Source organism: Allobosea massiliensis, assembly GCF_042655245.1.
Taxonomy (GTDB): Bacteria; Pseudomonadota; Alphaproteobacteria; order Rhizobiales; family Beijerinckiaceae; genus Allobosea; species Allobosea massiliensis.
This window is the reverse complement of record NZ_JBHSLU010000051.1, coordinates 87,103-108,636: the sequence shown is the minus strand read 5'-3', so window position 1 is coordinate 108,636 and position 21,534 is coordinate 87,103. Positions and strand designations below refer to the sequence as shown.

Annotated in this window: 16 protein-coding genes; 2 read left to right on the top strand and 14 right to left on the bottom strand. The window is 68.3% G+C overall.

The window, feature by feature from the left end:
* Positions 1-2: 2 nt before the first annotated feature.
* From ACFPN9_RS16795 to ACFPN9_RS16785, 3 genes are all read right to left on the bottom strand, one after another.
* Positions 3-2,288 (bottom strand): NADP-dependent malic enzyme, encoded by a 2,286-nt coding sequence (locus ACFPN9_RS16795; protein WP_067993050.1) that lies wholly within the window; start codon positions 2,286-2,288, stop codon positions 3-5.
* A gap of 139 nt (positions 2,289-2,427) precedes the next feature.
* A complete protein-coding gene (locus ACFPN9_RS16790; RefSeq protein ID WP_377817261.1) occupies positions 2,428-4,260 on the bottom strand; it encodes a methyl-accepting chemotaxis protein in 1,833 nt (610 codons plus the stop codon).
* A 75-nt stretch (positions 4,261-4,335) separates the two neighbouring features.
* Positions 4,336-6,171, bottom strand: coding sequence for a methyl-accepting chemotaxis protein (locus ACFPN9_RS16785; RefSeq protein ID WP_066718179.1), 1,836 nt, complete (start codon positions 6,169-6,171; stop codon positions 4,336-4,338).
* 184 nt (positions 6,172-6,355) lie between these two features.
* Between ACFPN9_RS16785 and mutS the strand changes: the two genes are divergently transcribed.
* Complete coding sequence (gene mutS, locus ACFPN9_RS16780; protein WP_066718176.1) at positions 6,356-9,109, top strand: DNA mismatch repair protein MutS; 2,754 nt, start codon at positions 6,356-6,358, stop codon at positions 9,107-9,109.
* On the opposite strand, the gene ACFPN9_RS16775 is transcribed toward mutS, so the two are convergent.
* The 3 genes from ACFPN9_RS16775 to ACFPN9_RS16765 all read right to left on the bottom strand — a co-directional run bounded on the left by ACFPN9_RS16775 (position 9,106) and on the right by ACFPN9_RS16765 (position 11,837).
* Complete coding sequence (locus ACFPN9_RS16775) at positions 9,106-9,978, bottom strand: C40 family peptidase (RefSeq protein ID WP_066718173.1); 873 nt, start codon at positions 9,976-9,978, stop codon at positions 9,106-9,108. The genes mutS and ACFPN9_RS16775 overlap by 4 nt on opposite strands.
* A gap of 38 nt (positions 9,979-10,016) precedes the next feature.
* Positions 10,017-10,370, bottom strand: coding sequence for a MarR family transcriptional regulator (locus tag ACFPN9_RS16770; RefSeq protein WP_066734874.1), 354 nt, complete (start codon positions 10,368-10,370; stop codon positions 10,017-10,019).
* A gap of 81 nt (positions 10,371-10,451) precedes the next feature.
* Complete coding sequence (locus tag ACFPN9_RS16765) at positions 10,452-11,837, bottom strand: leucyl aminopeptidase family protein (RefSeq protein WP_066719361.1); 1,386 nt, start codon at positions 11,835-11,837, stop codon at positions 10,452-10,454.
* A gap of 107 nt (positions 11,838-11,944) precedes the next feature.
* On the opposite strand from ACFPN9_RS16765, the gene ACFPN9_RS16760 reads away from it, so the two are divergent.
* On the top strand, positions 11,945-12,847 hold the full coding sequence (locus ACFPN9_RS16760; RefSeq protein ID WP_156446493.1) for a tetratricopeptide repeat protein: 903 nt from the start codon (positions 11,945-11,947) through the stop codon (positions 12,845-12,847).
* A gap of 146 nt (positions 12,848-12,993) precedes the next feature.
* Here the strand turns inward: ACFPN9_RS16760 and ACFPN9_RS16755 are convergent, their stop codons facing one another.
* From ACFPN9_RS16755 to ACFPN9_RS16720, 8 genes are all read right to left on the bottom strand, one after another.
* Positions 12,994-13,971 carry a type II secretion system F family protein gene (locus tag ACFPN9_RS16755; protein WP_066734872.1) on the bottom strand — a complete coding sequence of 326 codons (978 nt, stop codon included), beginning with the start codon at positions 13,969-13,971 and terminating at the stop codon, positions 12,994-12,996.
* Positions 13,972-13,981: 10 nt separating this feature from the next.
* A complete protein-coding gene (locus tag ACFPN9_RS16750; RefSeq protein ID WP_066719358.1) occupies positions 13,982-14,959 on the bottom strand; it encodes a type II secretion system F family protein in 978 nt (325 codons plus the stop codon).
* Between the two features lie 27 nt (positions 14,960-14,986).
* Entirely contained in the window at positions 14,987-16,435 is a 1,449-nt protein-coding gene (locus tag ACFPN9_RS16745) for a CpaF family protein (protein WP_066719357.1), read from the bottom strand.
* A gap of 52 nt (positions 16,436-16,487) precedes the next feature.
* Positions 16,488-17,747: a CpaE/TadZ family protein gene (locus tag ACFPN9_RS16740; protein WP_066719355.1), complete on the bottom strand. Its 1,260-nt coding sequence runs from the start codon at positions 17,745-17,747 to the stop codon at positions 16,488-16,490.
* Positions 17,747-18,523 carry a CpaD family pilus assembly protein gene (locus ACFPN9_RS16735; RefSeq protein ID WP_082733070.1) on the bottom strand — a complete coding sequence of 259 codons (777 nt, stop codon included), beginning with the start codon at positions 18,521-18,523 and terminating at the stop codon, positions 17,747-17,749. The genes ACFPN9_RS16740 and ACFPN9_RS16735 overlap by 1 nt, the downstream gene beginning before the upstream one ends.
* Before the next feature lie 12 nt (positions 18,524-18,535).
* Positions 18,536-19,978, bottom strand: coding sequence for a type II and III secretion system protein family protein (locus tag ACFPN9_RS16730; protein WP_066719350.1), 1,443 nt, complete (start codon positions 19,976-19,978; stop codon positions 18,536-18,538).
* Positions 19,975-20,754, bottom strand: a complete 780-nt coding sequence (cpaB, locus tag ACFPN9_RS16725) for a Flp pilus assembly protein CpaB (protein WP_066719347.1) — start codon at positions 20,752-20,754, stop codon at positions 19,975-19,977. The genes ACFPN9_RS16730 and cpaB overlap by 4 nt, the downstream gene beginning before the upstream one ends.
* A 128-nt stretch (positions 20,755-20,882) precedes the next feature.
* Positions 20,883-21,395, bottom strand: a complete 513-nt coding sequence (locus ACFPN9_RS16720) for an A24 family peptidase (RefSeq protein ID WP_066719344.1) — start codon at positions 21,393-21,395, stop codon at positions 20,883-20,885.
* Between the last annotated feature and the right edge of the window lie 139 nt (positions 21,396-21,534).

Here is a 21,534-nt window from a genome sequence, read left to right as displayed (position 1 = left end):
CCTCAGCCGCCGATGTTGAAGGCGGCGAGCGCGGCCATGTTGACGATGTCGCTGTCCTTGGCGCCGAGCGGAACGATCTGGACCGGTTTGTCGAGGCCGACGATCAGCGGGCCGATCACGGTCGAGCCGCCGAGTTCCTGCAGCATCTTGGTCGAGATTGAGGCCGAGTGGAACGCCGGCATGATCAGCACGTTCGCCGGCCCGCTCAGTCGGCAGAACGGGTACTGCGCCATCAGATCGCGGTTCAGCGCGACGTCGGCGGCCATTTCGCCGTCATACTCGAAATCGACGCGCTGGGCGTCGAGCAGCTTGACCGCCTCGCGCACCTTCTCCGAGCGCTCGCCGGCCGGATGGCCGAAGGTCGAGAAGGCGAGCATCGCGACCTTGGGCTCATAGCCGAGGCGCCGGGCCACGCCCGCGGCCTCGATCGCGATCTCGGAGAGTTCCTTCGCCGTCGGCATCTCGGTGATGGCCGTGTCGGCGACCAGCACGGTGCGCTCGCGCGAGAGCACGATCGAGACGCCGATCACGCGGTGCCCCGGCTTCTCGTCGATGACGCGGCGGACCTCCTCCAGCGCGATCGAATAGTTGCGGGTGACGCCGGTGACCATCGCATCGGCATCGCCGAGCGCGACCATGGCAGCTGCGAAATGATTGCGGTCCTGGTTGATCAGGCGCTGGCAGTCGCGGAAGAGATAGCCCTGCCGCTGCAACCGCTCATAGAGATACTGCGCATAGGCGGTGTTGCGCTTGGACAGCCGCGCATTCTGGACCGAGATGCCCTTGGTCTCGAGATCGATGCCGAGGAAGGTCGCGGTCTCGAAGACGCGCTCCTCGCGGCCGACCAGAATGGCGTGGCCGAGCCCCTGATTGACGAAGGAGACCGCGGCGCGGATGACCTGCTCTTCCTCGCCCTCCGCGAAGACGACGCGCTTGGGATAGCGCCGGACGCGCTCGAAGATCCGGTTCAGCGTCCCGGCGACGGGATCGCGTCTCGCCGAGAGCTGCGCCTTGTAGGCGTTCATGTCGACGATCGGCTTGCCGGCGACCCCGGTCTCCATCGCAGCCTTCGCCACCGCCATCGGCACGACCTGGATCAGCCGCGGGTCGAAAGGCACCGGAATGATGTAGTCCTTGCCGTAGCGCGGCCGCGACCCCTGATAGGCGGCGGCGACCTCGTCGGGCACGTCCTCGCGGGCGAGCGAAGCCAGCGCCTCGGCGGCGGCGATCTTCATCTCCATGTTGATGGTCTTGGCCCGCACATCGAGCGCGCCACGGAAGATGAAGGGGAAGCCGAGGACGTTGTTGACCTGGTTGGGATAGTCGGAGCGGCCGGTCGCCATGATGGCGTCGTCGCGCACGGCATGGACCTGCTCGGGCGTGATCTCCGGATCGGGATTGGCCATGGCGAAGATGATCGGGTTCTTTGCCATCGAGGCGACCATCTCGGGCGTCACGGCGCCCTTCTGCGAGAGGCCGAAGAAGGCGTCCGCCCCGTCCAGGGCCTGCGCGAGGGTGCGCCGGTCGGTCACGGCCGCATGGGCCGATTTCCACTGGTTCATGCCCTCGGTGCGGCCCTGATAGATCACGCCCTTGGTGTCGCAGAGAATGACGTTGTCGGGCTTGAAGCCCATCGCCTTGAGCAGTTCCGTGCAGGCGATCGAGGCTGCACCGGCACCGTTGATGACGAGGCGCGTCGTCTTGACGTCGCGGCCGGTCAGATCGAGCGCGTTGATCAGGCCGGCGGCAGCGATGATCGCGGTGCCGTGCTGGTCGTCATGGAAAACCGGAATGTCCATGAGCTCGCGCAGGCGCTGCTCGATCATGAAACATTCGGGGGCCTTGATGTCCTCGAGATTGATGCCGCCGAAGGAGGGGCCGAGATAGCGCACCGCCTCGATGAACTTGTCGGCATCCTCGGTGTCGACCTCGAGATCAATCGAGTCGACATCGGCGAAGCGCTTGAACAGGACGGCCTTGCCTTCCATCACCGGCTTCGAGGCGAGCGCGCCGAGATTGCCGAGGCCGAGGATGGCGGTGCCGTTGGAGATGACCGCGACGAGGTTGCCGCGCGCCGTGTAATCATAGGAGCGCGTATGGTCTTCGGCGATGGCCAGAACCGGCACCGCGACTCCGGGCGAATAGGCCAGCGACAGGTCGCGCTGCGTCGCCATCGGCACAGTGGCCACGATCTCGAGCTTGCCGGGCCGGCCCTCCGAATGGAACAGCAGGGCTTCCTGATCGGTGAAGGTCGGGCGAGTGCGTTTGATCGGCGGCTGGTCGGACATCGCAATATTCTTTTTGTGAGCGTTTCCCAGGGGACGCGGACCATAGGCAAGGGGCCGGCCCGCCACAAGCCGCACGCGGCGCGGCCCGTCCATGCCCCGCCGTCCGAAGAGCCGACGACGGAGCTGAAGAAGGGGTCCGTCAGAGCCGGCGGCGGACGCTGGCGACGAAATCGCCGACATAGTGGTCGAGCGCGCCGGTCTGCTCCTCGACGGTCCGGGCCGCCTCCAGGACCAGCTTGGCGGCCTCGCCGGTCACGCGCGCCTCGTCGCCGACCGAGCCGACATTGGAGGTCACCGCGACGGCGCTGCGGGCCACGGCCTGAGCGTCCCCGGCGATGGTGGTGACGATGTCGGCCTGGCGGCTGACGACCCGCGCCAGCACGCCCGAGCTCTGCTGCATCTCGCTCATGGTCCGGTCCATGAAGGCGACCGCCCCGGCAGCGGTCGCGGCGGCCGAGCGCACCTCCTGCAAGGTCGCCGCGATGTCGCGCGTCGCCTGCCGGGTCTGTTCGGCGAGATTCTTGACCTCCCCGGCGACGACGGCGAAGCCGCGGCCGGCGGCCCCCGCGCGGGCGGCCTCGATGGTGGCGTTGAGAGCGAGAAGATTGGTCCGTGCGGCGATGTCCTCGATGAAATCGAGCACCGCGCTGGCCTTGTCGGCAGCGGCATTCAGTCCGGCGACATCGGCCTGTGTCTCGCGCACATAGCTCGCGGCCTGATGGGCAGCCTGGTCGGCCTGGTCCGTCTGGCGTGTCAGCTCCCGGATCGAGGCGTCAATCTCCTCGGCCGCCGCGGCGACACTGCCGATGCGGGCGGAAGCGGAATCGGCCTCACGGGTCACGGCTTCCGCACGCTTCGTCGTGGCATCGGCGCTCAGCGCCATCGCCCCCGCGGCCTCGTGCATACGGCGGGCGGATTGCGAGACTTCGCTCAGCGCCTTGCCGACGGTGACCTCCAGCTGCCCCGCGAGTTCGTCGAGCTGCCGCCGGCGGGCGGCCTCGATCTCGGCTCGGCTTGCCTCGAGGCTGCATTCGTCGGTGGCGTCGAACAGGATGCCGTCCCAGATGCGGGTGCCGTCGGGCAGGCTGCGCATCGTGGCCTCGCTACGCAGCGCCACGATGCGACCGTCCTTCCCGTGGTAGCGCAGATGTAGGCGCCAGTTGTCGCTCGGATCGAAGCCGTTGCGGCAGGCCTCCTCGAAGCGCGCGCGGTCTTCCGGGATCATCCGGTCGATCCAGACGCGCGCGTCGCGCTCGACCTCCTCCTGCTTCAGCCCCAGCAATTCGCCGAGCTGGAAGGAGGCGAAGCGGTAACTGACCCGCCCCTCGGGCGAGAGGATGCGCTGGTAGAGCGTGCCGGGGACCTTCTCCGCGAGATTGCGGAAGCGATAGGCCATTTCGCGGCGCTCGGCGTCGATGAGGATGATGAGCGCGCCGAGCGTCGCGCCAGCCACATTGACCACCATGGTCGGCGGCATGGCCTGCGTCATGACGCGCCAGACCATGTCGGCATCGGGCAGCAGAAGTGGCGTCGGGATCAGGACGGCCGCCGAAGCAAGCGCGATCAGAGGGATGTCGCCTTTGACGACGAGACGCTCGATGCGCGGCCTGCGCCAATAAACGGCCAGGCCGGCAGCGGCAGCGAGCAGCAGGCCGACGAGCCCCATCGTCATGCCGGCTCCGCCCTGAAAGTAGCGGAAAGCCGAGAGCGGCCCGAGTGTCAGAACTGCTCCGACTGGTCCGCCCACTGCGCCGGCAAGAAGGGCCGCGATGTTGCGGGAGCTGACCGCCACGCCAGGCAGGATCATGAAGGGGTGCATCATGCTGGCGAGGCCGGCCACCGCGAAGAGCAGGCCGATCAACACCGGGCGCAGCCGCGGATAGCGCTCCACCCGCGCCATCACGACCGTGACGGCGAGCGCCGCCAGGAGAATGAAGGACAGGCTTTCGACGAGGGCGATGATCAGAGCCATCGCGTCGCTTTCCGCGGGGCCGCTTCCTGAGCGGCTGAAGCGCGAGGGCTCGATCCTGACATCGGCCGCAATCCGCTAGAGGCGGCGGCGCAGGCTGCCGACGAACTCGCCGACATAGCGGTCGAGCGAGGCCGTCTGGTCGTCCACCCGACGCGCGACGTCGAGCACGCGCTCGGCCGCATCCCCGGTGACGGAGACCTCCGCAGCGACGGATCCGACGCTTGAGGTGACCGCGCTGGTGCTGCCGGCCACGGCCTGTGCATCGATGGTGATCGAGGTCGCGATGTCGGCCTGGCGGCTGACAACCCCCGCGATGGCGCCCGAAGTCTGTTCGATCGCCGTCATCGTGCCTTCGATTTGAGCGACGGCGTCGGAGGCCGTGGCGGCGGCCCCACGGATGTCCTGCAGCGTCGCGGCGATGTCGCGCGTCGCCTTCTGGGTCTGCTCGGCGAGGTTCTTGACCTCGCCCGCGACGACGGCGAAGCCGCGCCCGGCCGCTCCGGCACGGGCCGCCTCGATGGTGGCGTTGAGGGCGAGAAGATTGGTGCGGGCCGCGATGTCCTCGATGAAGTCGAGGACGGAGCTGACCTTGTCGGCCGCCGCGCCCAGGCCGGCCACGTCCTGCCGGGTGGTGCGGACATAGCTGGCGGCGCCGCGCACCATCTCGTCGGCGTGGGCGGTCTGCCGGGTCAGCTCGCGGATCGAGGCCTCGATCTCTTCGGCCGCCACGGCGACGCTGCCGACGCGGCGCGAGGCGAGTTCGGCCTCGCGGGTCACTTCGCCCGCGCGCAGGGCGGTGTTATGGGCGCTGCCGGCCATGGCATTGGCCGCATCGTGCATGCCTCGGACCGAAGAGGCGACCTCCTGGAGGGCTTTTCCGACCTTCGCCTCGAGCTGGGCGGCGAGTTCCTCGACGGCGGCCTTGCGGTCCTCGTCCATCTCGTGGCGCTGCTGCGCCAGGGTGCGCTCGGCGGTGACGTCGGTCATGATCCCGTCCCAGCAGATCGAGCCGTCCGGCAGGCGGCGCGGCGCGGCATCCGTGCGCAGCCAGATCAGCGAGCCGTCATCCCGGATATGGCGTGCCTCGAAACGCCAGGGCTTGAGCGTGCGGTCGGCAGCGGCGGCGGCGTTGGCCTTGGCCAGGAACTCGCGATCCTCCGGCACCATCCAGCGCAGCCAGCTTTCCGGATCGCGCTCGACCTCCTCGCGCGTGACGTCGAGAAACTGCTCGATCTTGGAATTGGCGAGCTTGTGCTGGATCGTGCCGTCCGGCCGCAGGATCTTCTGGTAGAGGACGCCGGGCATGTTGGCGGTGCAGGCCTCCAGCCGCAGCATCGCCTCGATGCGCTGATGGTCGCTCTTGATGATGAAGCCAATCAGCAGCCCGCCCGCGACATTCACCGCCGTCGCCGCCGGACCGGAAATCGCCCTCATGAGGTCCCAGGCGCGCGGGAATTCGGCGAAGACCAGGATCATCGCGATCGGCATCCATGCCGCGACGAGGCTCAGCGCGACGAAGCCCGCCATCGTGAAGCTTCGGCCCGAACGCCTGAGCCAGAGCGAAACACCCAGACCGATCGTCGCGCACAGGACGAGGCCGACGACACCCGCCGCCGTGCCCGCCCCGCCGATATAGACACGGACCGCCGCCAGCACGGCCGCCGTCACGACCGCGCCGATCGGCCCGCCGAGCGGGCCCGCCAGCACCGCGGCGATGTTGCGGAAATCCAGCAGGATGCCGGGCTCGACCACGATGGGATCGAACATGCTGGCACTGCCGCCGGCGGCGATGATCAAGCCGATGATGGCCTGTCTGAGCCGGTGATGGCTGCCGAGCCGCTGCGTCGCAAGCGGCACCAGCACAGCCGCCACGATGAGGTAACCCAGACCCCTGGTCAGTTCCAGTAGCATATCGCCTTGCCTGCTGCGGCTGAGATCGGCACGGCTTCTTCTACTGTGTTTGCTGCTAACGAATCCTGAACCTTGTTGCGGCGCGGTCGCGGAAGCGCCGCATCCACATCAAAAACCGGGCCGCGTCCCTTGCCCGGCCGCGGATGGGTTGCAAGTCGGGGCCGAAACGCTAGCGTTTCGCGCGATGCTCCCATCCAGCGCTTCCCTCGCCGACGAGGCCAAAAGGCCTTCGGCCGCCATGACGCCCGCCGCCGGCGGCCGGGACGAGAGCGCACGCGTCACGCCGATGATGGCGCAGTACATCGAGATCAAGGCCGCCAATCCGGACTGCCTGCTGTTCTACCGGATGGGCGATTTCTACGAGCTGTTCTTTACGGATGCCGAGATCGCGTCGCGGACGCTCGGCATCGTGCTGACCAAGCGCGGCAAGCATCAGGGCGACGACATCCCGATGTGCGGCGTGCCCGTCGAGCGCGCCGACGACTATCTGCAGCGGCTGATCGCGGCCGGGCACCGCGTCGCCGTCTGCGAGCAGATCGAGGATCCGGCGGAAGCCAAGAAGCGCGGGCCGAAATCCGTGGTGCGGCGCGACGTGGTGCGCCTCGTCACGCCCGGCACCATCACCGAGGAACGCCTGCTCGAGCCCGGTCGGGCCAGCCTGCTGGTCGCCGTCGCCCGGCGGAAGCTCGGCGATGCCAGCGCGCTCTACGGAATCGCCGCGATCGACATCTCGACCGGGCGCTTCAGCGTGATGGAGGCGCCGCAGGAACGCCTCGCGATCGAATTCGCGCGGCTCGAGCCGCGCGAGATCGTCTGTCCCGATGCGATCCATGACGATCCCGCCCTGCAGGGCTTCTGGCGCGAACTGGGGCTGCCGGTGACGCCGCTGGCCCGCGAGGGGCTCGACGCCGCCTCGGCGGAGCGGCGGCTCAGGGAGTTCTTCGGGGTCGCGACGCTCGACGCCTTCGGCGCCTTCAGCCGGGCCGAGATCGCGGCGGCCGGCGCGGCGCTGGCCTATGTCGAGCGGACGCAGTTCGGCGCCCGCCCGCCGCTTTCGCCGCCGGTGCGCGATACCGGCTCGGACACGATGCTGATCGATGCGGCGACGCGGGCCAATCTCGAACTGACGCGCACGCTCGCGGGCGAGCGCGGCGGCAGCCTGCTTGCCGCGATCGACCGCACGGTCACGCCCGGCGGGGCACGGCTCCTGGCCGAGCGCCTGGCCGGGCCGCTGACCGACCCGCAGGCGATCGCGGCGCGCCATGATGCGGTGGCGGCGCTCGTGGCCGACGGCGCGCTGCGCGAGGACCTCCAGGCCGCGCTCGCCCGCGTGCCCGACATCGCCCGGGCGCTGGCACGGCTCGCGCTCGACCGCGGCGGCCCGCGCGACCTCGCCGCGCTTGGCGCGGGGCTGACTGCGGCACGGGCGATCGTCGCCATGCTGCTCGACCGGGCGGCCCTGCCGGCCGAATTGTCGAAGGCCTCGCGCGCCCTGTCCGAGATCGACCCCGACCTGCCGGCGCGGCTGGACGCGACGCTGGCCGAGGAACTGCCGCTCAACCGGCGCGACGGGCGCTTCGTCCGGGAGGGCCATGACCCGGCGCTGGACGAGCTGCGCCTCCTGCAGGTCGATTCGCGCAAGGTGATCGCGCAGCTGCAGGCGCGCTATGCGGCCGAGACCGGGTGCCGGACGCTGCGCATCAAGCACAACGCCATGCTCGGCTATTTCGTCGAGGTGCCGCAGGCCGTCGGCGAGGATTTCCTGAAGGAGCCGTGGCGGGCGATCTTCGTGCACCGCCAGACCATGTCGGACGCGATGCGCTTCTCCTCCGTCGAGCTCGGCGGACTGGAGGCCAAGATCGCCTCGGCGGCCGACCGCGCGCTGAAGCTCGAACTCGGCATCTTCGCCGCGCTCAGCGAGGCGGTGCTGGCCCAGGTGGAGCCGATCAAGCGCGCGGCGGCGGCGCTCGCGGAAATCGACGTCGCCGCGGGGCTCGCCGAACTGGCGGCGCGGGAGGGCTGGGTCCGGCCCCTGGTCGATGCCAGCGAGGCCTTCACCATCGCAGGCGGCCGGCATCCGGTGGTCGAGGCGGCGCTGAAGCGCGACGGCAAGCCCTTCGTCGCCAACGAGACGGACCTCTCCCCGCCGGGCGACGGTGCGAAGGGCGGCCGCATCTGCCTGATCACCGGCCCGAACATGGCGGGTAAATCGACCTTCCTGCGGCAGAATGCGCTGATCGCGGTGCTGGCGCAGATGGGAGCATTCGTTCCGGCGACGAGCGCGCGGATCGGCATCGTCGACCGGCTGTTCTCGCGCGTCGGCGCCGCCGACGACCTCGCCCGCGGGCGCTCGACCTTCATGGTCGAGATGGTCGAGACCGCCGCGATCCTCAACCAGGCGGGGCCGCGCGCCCTGGTCATTCTCGACGAGATCGGGCGCGGCACAGCGACCTTTGACGGGCTCTCGATCGCCTGGGCCGCGATCGAGCATCTGCACGAGGTCAATCGCTGCCGGGGCCTGTTCGCGACGCATTACCATGAGCTGACGGCCCTGGCCGACCGGCTGGAGCGGGTCAGCAACGCGACCGTCCGCGTCACCGAGTGGAAGGGCGAGGTCGTCTTCCTGCACGAGGTCGTGCCGGGTGCGGCCGACCGCTCCTACGGCATCCAGGTCGCCAAGCTCGCCGGGCTGCCCCCCGCCGTGGTCGAGCGCGCCCGGACCATCCTCGGCGAACTGGAGAAGAGCGAGCGGGAGAAGCCGGTCGCCTCGCTGGTCGACGATTTGCCGCTCTTCGCGGCGCCCCAGCGCCGCGCGGCCGCGCCGCCCGTCCTGCCGGCGGAGGACCCGCTACGGCTGGCCCTCGACGGACTCGACCTCGACGAGATGACGCCACGCGAGGCGCTGGAGGCGCTGTATCGTCTGAAGGGGCTGGGCTAGCCGATCCGCCGGATGCTCGTGATCGCGCCGAAGCTCTTGGCCTGGATCCGATCGCGGGCCGCGCGCAGCGGCTCGCTCATCACCGTCATCGAATAGGCGGTCGCGTGCAGCAATGTGTCGGGGTCGGTCAGGATGCCGACATGGCCCTTCCAGAAGACGAGGTCGCCGCGCCGCAGGCCCTGCAGGCCCTCGTCAAAGGGCACGGGCTCGCCGATCTCGCGCTCCAGCATGTCCGAATCGCGGGGCGAGGCGATGCCGGCGGCGGCGAGGGCGAGCTGCGTCAGCCCGGAGCAGTCGAGGCCGAGGCTGGTCTTGCCACCCCAGAGATAGGGCGCGTTCAGGCAAAGCTCGGCCACGGAGACGAAGTCGGGCTCCGGCGTCTCCAGCGCCGCCAGATGCGGCGCGAAGACGAAGCCGGTGGCGTAGCGCCCGAATTCCGACAGCGTCAGGAACTCGCCGCTCTCGCCGGACACGGCGACACCGGCGCCCAGCGAAAGCGCCGCCAGCGGCGGCAGCTTCATCGACGGGCCGGGATAGACGAAGGTCCGCAGCGCCCGGACGCGGTGGGTGGGCGCGAGCGCATCCGGCCGCAGCGCATCGTCCGGCAGGTAGCCGACATAGCCGTCCGTACGGAGCTGAACCCAGGCCCAGCCCTCGAAGCGCTCGTAGACGTCGACCGCCTCGCCACAGAGCGCTTCGGTGTCGAGCGGCGCATCCGGCCGCGGCTCGCGCCGCAGCGGCGCCGACGGCGCGACCACGCGCATCGGCTCGGGATCGACGAAGACGCGGGCCTCGACCTGCCCGATCAGGTGGCGGGCGGCGAGATCGGGACGGGCGGGGGTCAGGCGGCGGTCGAGAATCGCGGTCATCGCGACACTCTATCGCCGCAGTGCGGCGCCGGAAACGCTCAGGCCGCGCCGATCTCGCGCGTGCGCTCGACGATGCGGTCGGCGAGGCGCTCGACGGCCAGCGCGCCGGCGACGGTGCGCTGGATCACAACGTTGCGGCGGTCGGCCTCGTCGCGCCGGCGCGTCACCAGCCCGAGCTTTCCCATCGTGTCCAGGGCTCTGGTGATGACCGGCTTGGTCACGCCGAGCTGGGCAGCGAGCCCGCGCACGGTATGCGGCGGCAGTTCCAGATAGATCGTCAGCAGGATCGCCGTCTGGCGCGCCGAGAGATCGGATTCGCCGTCGCGCACCAGGTCGAGATGGACCTGGCGCCACAATCTGAGGGCCTGGGACGGCCTGATCTCCAGCGGCATGTCTCGGAACCGTCGCGATCGTTACGGAGCCGGATCATTACCTCGCCTTCGCTGCGGTGCAACGGGGTTCTGCCGACAGGCTTAACCGGGCGGGTGCAGCTGCTTGACCAGCGCATAGACCAGACGCGCGGCCTGGCACTCCCCGCCCTCCGGCCGGCCGGGCTTCGCGGATGGATTCCAGGCGTAAATGTCGAAATGCGCGTAGGATGGGCATTTCTCCACGAAACGGTTGAGGAAGAGCGCCGCCGTGACCGAACCGGCGAAACTGCCGCCGGAGACGTTGTTGAGATCGGCCACGCGCGAGTCGAGCATGCGCTCATAGGGCGGCCAGAGCGGCATCCGCCAGACGGGGTCGTTCACCGCCTGCCCCAGCCGGGCGATCTCGGAAGCGAGCCCATCGTCATGGGTGTAGAAGGGCGGCAATTCGGGGCCGAGCGCGGTGCGGGCCGCGCCGGTCAGCGTGGCGAAGTCGATCAGGAGTTCGGGAGCCTCCTCATCGGCCAGGGCAAGGGCATCGGCCAGGATCAGGCGGCCTTCGGCGTCGGTGTTGCCGATCTCGACGCTGAGCCCCTTGCGGCTCGTCAGCACATCACCCGGACGGAAGGACGCGCCGGCCACGGCGTTCTCGACCGCGGGGACCAGCAGGCGCAGCCGCACCGGCAGCTTCGCCAGCATGATCATGCGCGCGGCGGCAATGGCCGCGGCGGCGCCGCCCATGTCCTTCTTCATCAGCAACATGCCAGCGGAGGGCTTGAGATCGAGCCCGCCCGTATCGAAGGCGACGCCCTTGCCGACCAGCGTGACAAGGGGGTGGCCGGGATCGCCCCAGACCAGGTCGATCAGACGCGGCAGCCGCGGGGACGCGCGGCCGACGGCGTGGATCATCGGGAAATTGCGGGCGAGAAGATCATCCCCCACGATCGCGGTGACCACCGCGCCGGTTTCCTCCGCCAGGGCGCGGATCGCGGCCTCGATCTCGGCCGGTCCCATGTCGTTGGCCGGGGTGTTGACGAGATCGCGCGCCAGAGCGACCGCTTCGGCGGTACGAACGAGCTCTGCGCCATCAACCCCCTCGGGCAGGACGAGCCGGGCGGCAGGCGGTGGGGACTTGCGGTAGCGATCAAAGCGATAGCCCTGCAGCAGCCAGCCTAGCGCCGCCAGTTCCGGGTCCCCGGTCTCACCCGACAGGACGTAGTCGCCCGCCGGCAGCAGCGCGGCGAGTCGGCCGGGTGCGAAAGGATCACGGCGGCGCGCCTCGGGGCCCTCCACCCCGAGCAGCACGGCCGCAACAGCCCCCGTCGCATCCGGCAGCAGGACATGCTGACCCGGCTGGGCCGCGAAGCCCTGGGTTTCGGCGAAACGGCGGGCCTCCGGGGCGAGATCGGCGAGCAGGGTCCGCAGCCCAGCCTTCGTGACGCAATGCAGGGGAATGGCGCCGGAGGACGCCGTGGAAACGAGGCTGTTCACGCGCAAGATACCTGAGAGAGCGGAAAGGGGCCGGTTAAGGATGCGTTAGGGTTAACGTTTTATCACCGGATCGACCACATCGGCCATGGTGGCGAGCGGTGAGACCCATGTTGTCCAGTCATCTGTCAGCTTATGTCCCCAAGGTCGCGGCGCCGCATCCCGCTCGCGCGCGCACACTCTCTCGCCCCGTTCTGGGCCTCGCCCTGTGCCTCGCCGGGCTGGCTCTGGCCGGCTGCCAGAGCAAGGGCGGCCTCGGCGACATCACGGGTTCGATCGGCAGCAGCCAGACGCAGCCCCGTACCCCCTCGGATTGGCATGCCGAAAGCGAGCGCTGGGGCAAGCGCTACGAAGCCAATCGCAAGGATCGAGACGCCGCCTTCTACTATGCCCGTGCCCTGCGCGCGCTCGACCAAAACGCCCAGGCATTGGCCGTGCTCCAGAGTGCGGTGCTGACCCATACCAATGATCGCGAGCTGCTCGGCGCCTATGGCCGTTCGCTGGCGGATAACGGCCGGCTGAAGGAGGCCGACGAGGTGCTGTCGCGCGCCCATTCGCCGGAGCGGCCGGACTGGCGCATCCTCTCCGCCCAGGGCACCGTCGCCGATCAGCTCGGCGACCACCAGCGCGCGCAGCAGATCTATCAGGCCGCCTTGAAGATTGCCCCCGGCGAACCGACGGTGTTGTCCAATCTCGGCCTGTCGCTGGCGCTTTCGCGGCAGTTGCCGGAGGCCGAACGCGTCCTGCGCGAGGCGGTCTCGAATGGCCGTGGCGACCCGCGGGTGCGCCAGAACCTCGTGCTCGTGCTCGGCCTGCAGGGCCGCTTCGCGGAGGCCGAGACGCTGGCGAAGCAGGACCAGAGCCCCGCGGAAGCGGCAGCGACCATCGCCTATCTCAAACGCAGCGTGAGCCAGCCGAACAGCTGGGAAATGCTCAAGACCGGCGGGGCGAGGCCGAAGGCGAAGCCGGCTCCTGCCCAGGCCGGCGCTCCGACGCCCCCACCGCAAGGCTGACGACACGCCCTTTCAGGCGCCCGGTCGCACCGGCGCCAAGCCCGCTCTTGTTTTTTCCGGTTTTGGGTCGCGATCCGCCAGGACTCGGGTCCGACAGGGTTGAAAAGCCCTGCCGGGGGCAGAACCTCGTGCCTCACTCAAATCCGCTACTGCAGCTTCATCGTCTGGATCGCCGCCGGCATCATGATGACGACGAAGAGCACGGGCAGGAAAAACAGGATCATCGGCACGGTGAGCTTGGGCGGCAGCGCAGCCGCCTTCTTCTCGGCCGCCACCATGCGCTGGTCGCGGCTTTCCTGGGCGATCGTGCGCAGCGCCGTCCCCAGCGGCGTGCCGTAGCGCTCCGCCTGAATCAGCGCGGTACAAACGGACTTGACCCCCTCGAGCCCCGTGCGCGTCGAGAGGTTCTCATAGGCCTGCCGGCGCTCGGAGAGATAGGACAGCTCCGCCGTGCAGAGCGCGAACTCCTCGGCCAGCGGAACCGACTGGCCGCCGATCTCGGTCGAGACCTTGCGGAAGGCGTGCTCGATCGACATGCCCGATTCGACGCAGATCAGCAGCAGGTCAAGCGCATCGGGGAAGGCCGCCTTCATCGAGGCCTGACGCTTGCCGATCTGGTTGGAGAGGAACAGCTCGGGCGCCTTGATGCCGAGATAGGCGCCGCCGACCGCCATGCCGATTCGCAGCATCACCGGCTGGCCGAAGTCGTTGATCACGAACACATAGAGCAGCGTGAACAGGAACAGGCCGATCGGCATCACCAGGCGGAAGAACAGGAAGGCGACTTCGGCCTGCTGGCCGCGATAGCCTGCCATGGCGAGCTGGTTCTTGGCGGTCTCCGTGCCCAGCCAATCGCCCAGCTTGAACTGCTGGACAATGTGCCGCATGAACGCCTTCGGCTCCTGCCGCAGCGAGACCCGGTCGGCTTGGCGGTTGAGGCGCTCGCGCTCGCGGGCCCGGATCTTCTCCCGCTCGGTCGCGACGTTCTTCATCCGTTTCTGGAGGTTCGATCCCTCCGTCAGGGGGATCGCGATCGTCAGCACTGTCGCGGCGGCGGCAATGGCGGCGAACAGCGCCAGCAGGAACTGGCTGTCGACGACCTTGTCCGCGATCAGGGAAATCATCGGTCGTTCCTTAGATATCGAAGTTGATCATCTTGCGCATGACCAAGATGCCGATCAGCATCCAGATCGCGCAGCCGACAAGCGCGAATTTTCCCGCCTGGGTGAGCCATAGCAGCTCGATGTAGCGGGGGGTGGTCAGGTAGACCAGGCCGGCGACGGAAGGCGGCAGACAGGCGATGATCGCCGCGGAGGCCTTGGCCTCCATCGACACCGCCTGGATTTTGTCGCGCATCTTGCGACGCTCGCGGATGACTTTCGATAGGTTGCCGAGGGTCTCGGACAGGTTGCCGCCGGTCTTCTGCTGGATCGCCAGCACAATGCCGAAAAAGTTCGATTCGGCGCAGGGCATGCGCTCGTAGAGCTTGCTGACCGCCTCTGTCAGCGGTAGGCCCAGCGCCTGGCTTTCGATGATCAGGCGGAATTCGGTCCGGACCGGCTCGGCCGCCTCGGTAGCAATGATCCGCAGGCAGTCGTTGAGCGGAAGGCCCGCCTTAATGCCGCGGGTGATGACGTCGATGGCGTTGGGGAACTCGATGCCGAACTTCTTCAGCCGGCGGTCTCGGCAGCGACTCAGGAACCAGGGGGGGATCCCGAACCCGCCGATGAACAGCCCCGCCAGGCCGAGCAGGCTGTTGCCGCTGAGGAGGAAAAGCACGAAGCCCGTGCCGACCGCCATGAAGAGGCTGACGACGTAATACTTCTTTGGGCTCCAGCTCAAACCGGCTTGCTGGATCTTCTGTTCGAGCGTCAGCTTGTTACGGGCGTTCTCCCGGTTCTCGATCTCCTTGAGACTCTGCGCGATCTGGCCGCGCTTCGCCCGCGCCTGCGCTTCGCGATCGAAGGCGCGCGCGGCGACGGGCGCGGCAAATTCCTTGCGGCGCTTTTCAGCCCGTGCCTCGCCGCTGAGCATCGGATAGAACAGCGCATAGGTGACGCCGCCGGCGGCAATCGTCGCGAGCGCCACGACGGCGAGAACGCTCAGATCCATGGCCGTCTCTCCGGGGCGGATGCGGCGTCAGGCGGCATTGGCTTCGCCCTGCTCGAGCGCGTCGATCGCGGCCGCGAGACGCTGCTCCTCGCCGTAATAGCGAGCCCGATCCCAGAAGCGGGGCCGACCGATGCCCGTCGCGCGGTGGCGCCCGATGAGCTTGCCGTTGGCGTCCTCGCCGAGGACGTCGTAGTTCACGAGATCCTGGGTGATGATGACGTCACCCTCCATCCCCATCACCTCGGTGATGTGGGTGATGCGGCGCGAACCGTCGCGCAGGCGCTGGGCCTGGATGATCACGTCGATCGAGGAGCAGATCATCTCGCGCAGCGTCTTCGAGGGCAGCGAAAAGCCGCCCATCGTGATCATCGATTCGATACGGCTGAGGCATTCGCGCGGGGTGTTGGCGTGGAGCGTCCCCATCGAACCGTCATGGCCGGTGTTCATCGCCTGCAGGAGGTCGAAGGCCTCCGGTCCGCGGACCTCGCCCACGATGATCCGCTCGGGACGCATGCGCAGGCAGTTCTTGACGAGGTCGCGCATGGTGACCGCGCCGGTACCCTCGAGATTGGGCGGGCGCGTCTCGAGCCGCACGACATGGGGCTGCTGGAGCTGGAGCTCGGCGGCGTCCTCGCAGGTGATGACGCGCTCGTCCTCGTCGATGTAGTTGGTCAGGCAGTTGAGCAAGGTCGTCTTGCCCGAGCCCGTGCCGCCCGAGATGACGATGTTGCAGCGGACTCGGCCGATGATCTTGAGGATCTCCGCACCCGGCGGCGAGATGGCGCCGAACTTGACGAGCTGATCGAGCGTCAGCTTGTCCTTCTTGAACTTGCGGATGGTCAGCGCCGGGCCGTCGATCGCCAGCGGCGGCGCGATGACGTTGACGCGCGAGCCGTCGGCGAGGCGCGCGTCGCAGATCGGCGAGCTTTCGTCGACGCGGCGACCGACCTGGCTGACGATGCGCTGGCAGATGTTCATCAGCTGCGCGTTGTCGCGGAAGCGGATGTTGGTGAGCGTGATCTTGCCGCCGGTTTCGATGAAGGTCCGGGTCGCGCCATTGACCATGATGTCGGCGATGTCGTCGCGGGCCAGGAGCGGCTCGAGCGGCCCGTAACCGAGAACGTCGTTGCAGATGTCCTCGAGCAGCTCTTCCTGTTCGGCAATGGAGAGCACGACGTTCTTCAGCGAGATGATCTCGTTGATGATGTCGCGAATTTCCTCGCGCGCGGATTCCCCATCCAGCTTGGCGAGCTGTGACAGATCGATGGCCTCGATGAGAGCACCAAAGATCATGCTCTTCATCTGATAGTATTCATCGGAGCGCTGCTGCTCCAGCGCAGGCGGCGGAACCGCCCGGCGTGTATCGACCGGCGGCGCAGCCGGCTCCGCCGGACGCAAGGCAGGGGCGGCCGCCGTTGGCGCCTTCAGCGCCAGGGCCGGCGCGGTCGCTCCCCCCGGGGATCGCTTTCCGAACATCTCAACCCTCTTGTCCGCAGGTCAGCGCCGTCATCCGCCGAAGCCGCATCGCTCAGGCCTTGCGCCGGAGCTTCGCCACGATCGGCTCGAATAGGCTTCGCTTGCTGCGCTTGGCCTCACCGCGGCCGGTCAGACCGCTCGCGATCTGAACGAAAGCCTCGGCGATCTTGCTGCCCGCCTGAACTTCGGCGATCATCTGGCCGTTATTGGCCGCGGTGCCGAAGAGCTGGGCATCGAAGGGGATGGTGGCGAGGATATCGAGGCCGAGCGCCTTGGAGAACTCGGACGCATCGATCTCGGGACGCTTGGGTACGCCGACCTGGTTGAGCACCAGCTTGGGACCGGAATCGTTCGGCCGATTGGCCTTGGCCAAATCGACCAGGTTCTTGGCGTTGCGCAGCGAGGCGAGCTCCGGCGCCGCCACGACCACGATCTCGTCGGAGTGAATCAGCGCCCGTCGCGCCCAGGAGCTCCAGAGATGGGGCACATCGAGCACGACGCAGGGAACCGTCGCCCGCAGCAGATCGAAGAGCTGCTCGAAGGCATCCTCCGGCAGGTCGAGCGTGCGGTCGAGCACCGCCGGCGCGGCCAGCAGAGCGAGATTGTCGCTGCAGCGGGAGAGCAGACGATCGAGCATGTTGGCGTCGAGGCGCTCGGGCGAGAAGACCGCTTCCGCGATGCCCTGCGGCGGGTCCTGGTTGAAGTCCAGCCCAGCGGTCCCGAAGGCGATGTCGAGATCGACGATGACGGTCGAGGCGTCGAGATTGCGGGCGATCGCCCAGGCGACATTGTGCGAGACCGTCGAAGCGCCGACGCCGCCCTTGGCGCCCATCACGGCGATGATGCGGCCGAGATTGCGGGCGCCTGGCGCGACATAGAGCTCCGACAGCGTCTTCAGCACATCGAGCGTGCCCAGGGGCGCAATGAGATATTCGCTGACGCCGCGGCGGATCAGGTCGCGGTAGAGCTGGACGTCGTTGACATGGCCGATGACGACCACCTTCGTCCCGGCGTCGCAGCTCTCCGACAGCGCATCGAGATGCGCGACCAGCGTGGCGGAATCGGAGACCGTCTCCAGCACGATGATGTTGGGCGTCGGGGCGGCGCGGAAGGCTTCGACCGCGGCGGCGGGCCCGCCCATCTGAATGCGCGCATGCGCCTTCTCCATGCGGCGGTCGGCGATGGCGGCCTGCATGGTCGCAGCCACGCCCGGCGTCTCGCAGAAGGCCTGGATGGTGACGCGCGGAAGCGGCGCGATCACCTCGTCGGCCGCACCGGTCACAGGTGGGTCCTGATCCTGCCCGGCGCTCATCAGCGTCCTCCGACGGTGGAGTTGATCTGGGGCGTTTCCTGCCGGTACTGGGTCGACGGGTCCTTGCCTTCGCGGATCTTGGCGATGGCGCCCATTCGCTTGGCGATGTCGGGCCTTCCTTCGCTGCGCGAGCGCACGAGATCGACCGGATCGGCGACCTGAGCCGCGAGCGTCGCCTGGCTGGAACAGCCGAAGTTCCAGTAGGGCCCGTTCGACATGTCGTTCTTGAAGCTGGACACGCCCGTATCGGCCGGCCACTGGCCGCAATCATGCGGGAGCCTGGCCTGGAGCGAAGCGAATGTCAGGCGGATGGGAGAGGCGAGATGGGCGTCCGCCACCGGATAAGTGGTGACCGACAGCGCATTGCCGGGGACGCCACCACGGGCCAGCGCCGAGCGGATGCCGTTGAGCGTGTCATGGGCCGCCAGCTCGCGACGCGTGCCCGTCGGCACCTGAGCGACCAACCCGCCCTTGCCGGAGCGGCGGTATTCGCGGGCGAATTCGGCGACATCCTCCGCCTGTCGATCGTCGAGCCCGCCGCCTGCTCGTCCGACGAAGACATCGAGCGAGCGTGGCGCGTCGCGCAGCACGATCGGGTGACGCTCGCGCACATCCACGGGCACCCCGGTTTCGGCGAGATCGCGCTTGCCGGCACAGGCGCCGGCCAGCAGCGCCGCTGCCAGGGCGACGCCGAGGCCCAGAGGCCGGAGCGAGGTGTTCTGCTGTGATCGAGCCATCATGGTCTCGCCATCCCTTGCATCTGCGGGCTTCGCCATCACGCCTCGGCCTCAGTCGGCGATGAAGCCGACGCGGCCCTTGTAGGCCTGCGGAGCGGGCCCGCCATTCGTGCCGTAGATCTTGTTCAGTCGTCCGAGCAGCACGGCTTGGGCGTCATGCGCATCGACGAAGCCGTCGTCGGGGCGCTGCACCTGGTTCGGCTCCATCGGCTTGGCGATATAGGGTGTCGCCGTGATCATTAGCTCGGTTTCTTCACGCTGGTAGTCGCGCGAGCGGAACAGCACGCCGATCACGGGCAGGTTCATCAGGCCCGGAAAGCCGTTTAGCGAGGATCGGGAGACACGCTGGATCAGGCCGGCCGTCGCCAGCGTACCGCCAGATGGCAGTTCAACTGTCGTGTCGGATTTGCGGACGCGGAACGCCGGCGCGTTGACGACCTGCTGGCTGCTGTTGCGCGTATCGCTCAGGCGGAGCTGGTTCTCGAAGTCGAGCTCCGTCACCTCGGTAGCGATGCGCATGCTGATCTTGTTGTCCGATAGGACGATCGGCGTGAAGTTGAGAGCGACGCCAATCGGTCGGTACTGTATGCCGAGCGTACAGAGGCCGGTGCCGTCGCAGGAGTAACCGCTAGGGACCGGAACCTCGCCGCCGGCGGTGAACTTCGCGCTCTCGCCCGAAATGGCGGTGACGGTCGGCTCGGCGAGGACGCGCGAGAGGCCGGCGCGCTCGAGCGCGCGCAGGGTGAAGTTCGTCGAATTGCCGATGCCTGCGGTGACCGCAGTCGCGGCGAGCGCCTGCGGCTGCAGCGGCAGAGGATTGTCGAGCGTCGGCGTGATCGAGAAGTTGCCGAGCTTCCACTCACCGGTCGAGTTGATGCCGAGCTGCTTGATCGCCTTGCGCGAGACCTCGGAGACGACGACCTTGACCATGACCTGGTCGCGGCCGCGGATCGTCAGGGAGTTGATGACGGCGCCCTTGGACGAGGAGAAGAGGCCTGACGTGGTCCCGACGAAGGCGTTGGCGATGTCGACGGCCTGCGTGGCTTCCGAAGCGTTGGCGACATTGCCGACGAGCAGGATCGAGTTGCCTGCCGGCTTCACCTCGATCTGGGCCCTCGGCATCGCGCTGCGCAGGGTCTGGCGCAGCACGTTGAGATCGCGACCGACCTCGATTTCGAGGGAGGTGATCTGCCGGCCCTCGCCGTCGATGACGAAGATCGAGGTCTGGCCATCGGCGATGCCGATGATGAAGAGCTTGCGGGCCGACCGGACGACCGCGTTGGCGACCTTCGGGTTGGCGACAAAGACCTCCTTGGCATCGCGCGGCAGGTCGAGGATCAGCGAACGACCGATCGAGAGGTCGATCTTGCGCGAGATGGCGTGTTCGCTGGTGCCGACGTTCAGGACGGGCGCCTGGCCGGTGTTCTGAGCCAGGACCGGCCCGGCAAGCACCAGGGTCAGGACGGCGGGGAGGAGGAGACGGTCCCGGATCACTGGTTCGCACTCCTCATGGTAACGCCGTATTTGACGATGGTCATGGCGCCCTCGGCGGTCGGGCCAGCGACCACCTGCCCGGCATCCTTCAGGCTGCGCAGCGAGAGCGACAGCGTACCCATCTTCTGGGCGCGGAACAGCGTCTCGGCCTGGCCCGGCTCGACTTCGAGCGTCGCGGTCTCGCCGACGACGACCTTCTCGCCGTTTCGCTCCTGGACGTTCTGGCCGATGGCGAGAACCCGCAGGTTGCGCAGGATCGTCTCGCTGAGGAAGGCGTCGCCTTCGCCCTCCACCGACGGGCCCTTTACCGTCACGACGACGTCGACCCGATCATTTGGGAGAATGAAGCCGCCGGCCGTGTTGGCGCCGCGGCTGTCGGTGGAGATGGCCACCGCTCGCATGCCGGAGGGCAGGATGGCCGAGAGGAAGCCGGTGCCGTCGGTCTTGATCAACTTCTCGCGGCGGATCGGTTCGGCGGCGAGCATGCCGTAGCGTGCGACCTGGCCCGTCAGCTCCTGTTCGGCCTGCGGGGCTTCGTCTTTCCGGATGACGCCGGCCGGAACGCTCGCGAGCGGCCAGTCGAGCCAGCGCAGATCGGCGGTTGCGACGACGTTGCCGACGGGGATGTCCGCCGCGGCGACGAGCACGGGCACCGTGGGCGCCGGCTCAATCCGGGCGACCGGCGCCGGCGCCGGCGATGGATTGCCGATCAGCATGGCGGCGCCGATGCCGGCGACCAATGCGACCAGAAGAATGACAATACGGGCGGGACTCATAGCGACTGACCCTCGGCCAAACCCAGTTGGCGCTCGGCGAGGATCGTGCGGCTGGAATCGTCAACTTATGGTTAATCGGACGTATCTTTTTTGGGGTGCGGCCAAGGGTAGCCGGGCGGCGCGGCCGCTCAGAGCCCGATCGAGGCCCGCCAGAGCGAGGTCTCGGGCAGCACCAGCAGCGCGGCAAAGGCGAGGGCGATGCCGTAGGGAACCCCCTCCTTGGGCGAATGGAGGCGCCTCACCCAGGACCAGCGAACGACGGGCGCCGGCAGCGGATTGGCGCGCAGCTGCACGAGGGCGAGCGTCAGGACGCCTCCGGCGAGGCCGGCGATGGCGAGGTAGGGCATCAGCTGCTCGAAGCCAAACCAGAGGGCGGTGACGGCCGCCAGCTTGGCGTCGCCGCCGCCGATCCAGCCTGCCGCGAACATGCCGAAGCAGACGAGCAGGACGACCGCGCCCGCCGCCAGATGCCAGCCGATCTGGCTCCAGGCGAGGCCGAGCGTCGCGGTGCAGACGACAAAGGCCGCCACGAGCACGAGGCAGAGGCGGTTCGAGATCGTCATCGAGACCAGATCGCTCGCTGCGGCATAGGCCATCGCGGCCGGGAAGACGACGATCATCATGAAGAGAGCGGGTGTCATGGCCGAGATCCGCGGAATGAGGTTAGATCGCCGGTGGCGCCGGGAGAACAGAGATGGGCCGGGCGCGGGCGGTTGATGCGCGAAGGCGCTCCAGATCCTGTCTGAAGCGCCTTCCGTCTCGCACTGAGCGGATGCGATC

Coding starts and splice junctions, on each gene's coding strand:
- ACFPN9_RS16795 (WP_067993050.1), bottom strand. CDS start 2,288: ATGTCCGACCAGCCGCCGATCAAACGCACTCGCCCGACCTTCACCGAT.
- ACFPN9_RS16790 (WP_377817261.1), bottom strand. CDS start 4,260: ATGGCTCTGATCATCGCCCTCGTCGAAAGCCTGTCCTTCATTCTCCTG.
- ACFPN9_RS16785 (WP_066718179.1), bottom strand. CDS start 6,171: ATGCTACTGGAACTGACCAGGGGTCTGGGTTACCTCATCGTGGCGGCT.
- mutS (WP_066718176.1), top strand. CDS start 6,356: ATGCTCCCATCCAGCGCTTCCCTCGCCGACGAGGCCAAAAGGCCTTCG.
- ACFPN9_RS16775 (WP_066718173.1), bottom strand. CDS start 9,978: ATGACCGCGATTCTCGACCGCCGCCTGACCCCCGCCCGTCCCGATCTC.
- ACFPN9_RS16770 (WP_066734874.1), bottom strand. CDS start 10,370: ATGCCGCTGGAGATCAGGCCGTCCCAGGCCCTCAGATTGTGGCGCCAG.
- ACFPN9_RS16760 (WP_156446493.1), top strand. CDS start 11,945: ATGTTGTCCAGTCATCTGTCAGCTTATGTCCCCAAGGTCGCGGCGCCG.
- ACFPN9_RS16755 (WP_066734872.1), bottom strand. CDS start 13,971: ATGATTTCCCTGATCGCGGACAAGGTCGTCGACAGCCAGTTCCTGCTG.
- ACFPN9_RS16750 (WP_066719358.1), bottom strand. CDS start 14,959: ATGGATCTGAGCGTTCTCGCCGTCGTGGCGCTCGCGACGATTGCCGCC.
- ACFPN9_RS16745 (WP_066719357.1), bottom strand. CDS start 16,435: ATGTTCGGAAAGCGATCCCCGGGGGGAGCGACCGCGCCGGCCCTGGCG.
- ACFPN9_RS16740 (WP_066719355.1), bottom strand. CDS start 17,747: ATGAGCGCCGGGCAGGATCAGGACCCACCTGTGACCGGTGCGGCCGAC.
- ACFPN9_RS16735 (WP_082733070.1), bottom strand. CDS start 18,523: ATGGCGAAGCCCGCAGATGCAAGGGATGGCGAGACCATGATGGCTCGA.
- cpaB (WP_066719347.1), bottom strand. CDS start 20,754: ATGAGTCCCGCCCGTATTGTCATTCTTCTGGTCGCATTGGTCGCCGGC.
- ACFPN9_RS16720 (WP_066719344.1), bottom strand. CDS start 21,395: ATGACACCCGCTCTCTTCATGATGATCGTCGTCTTCCCGGCCGCGATG.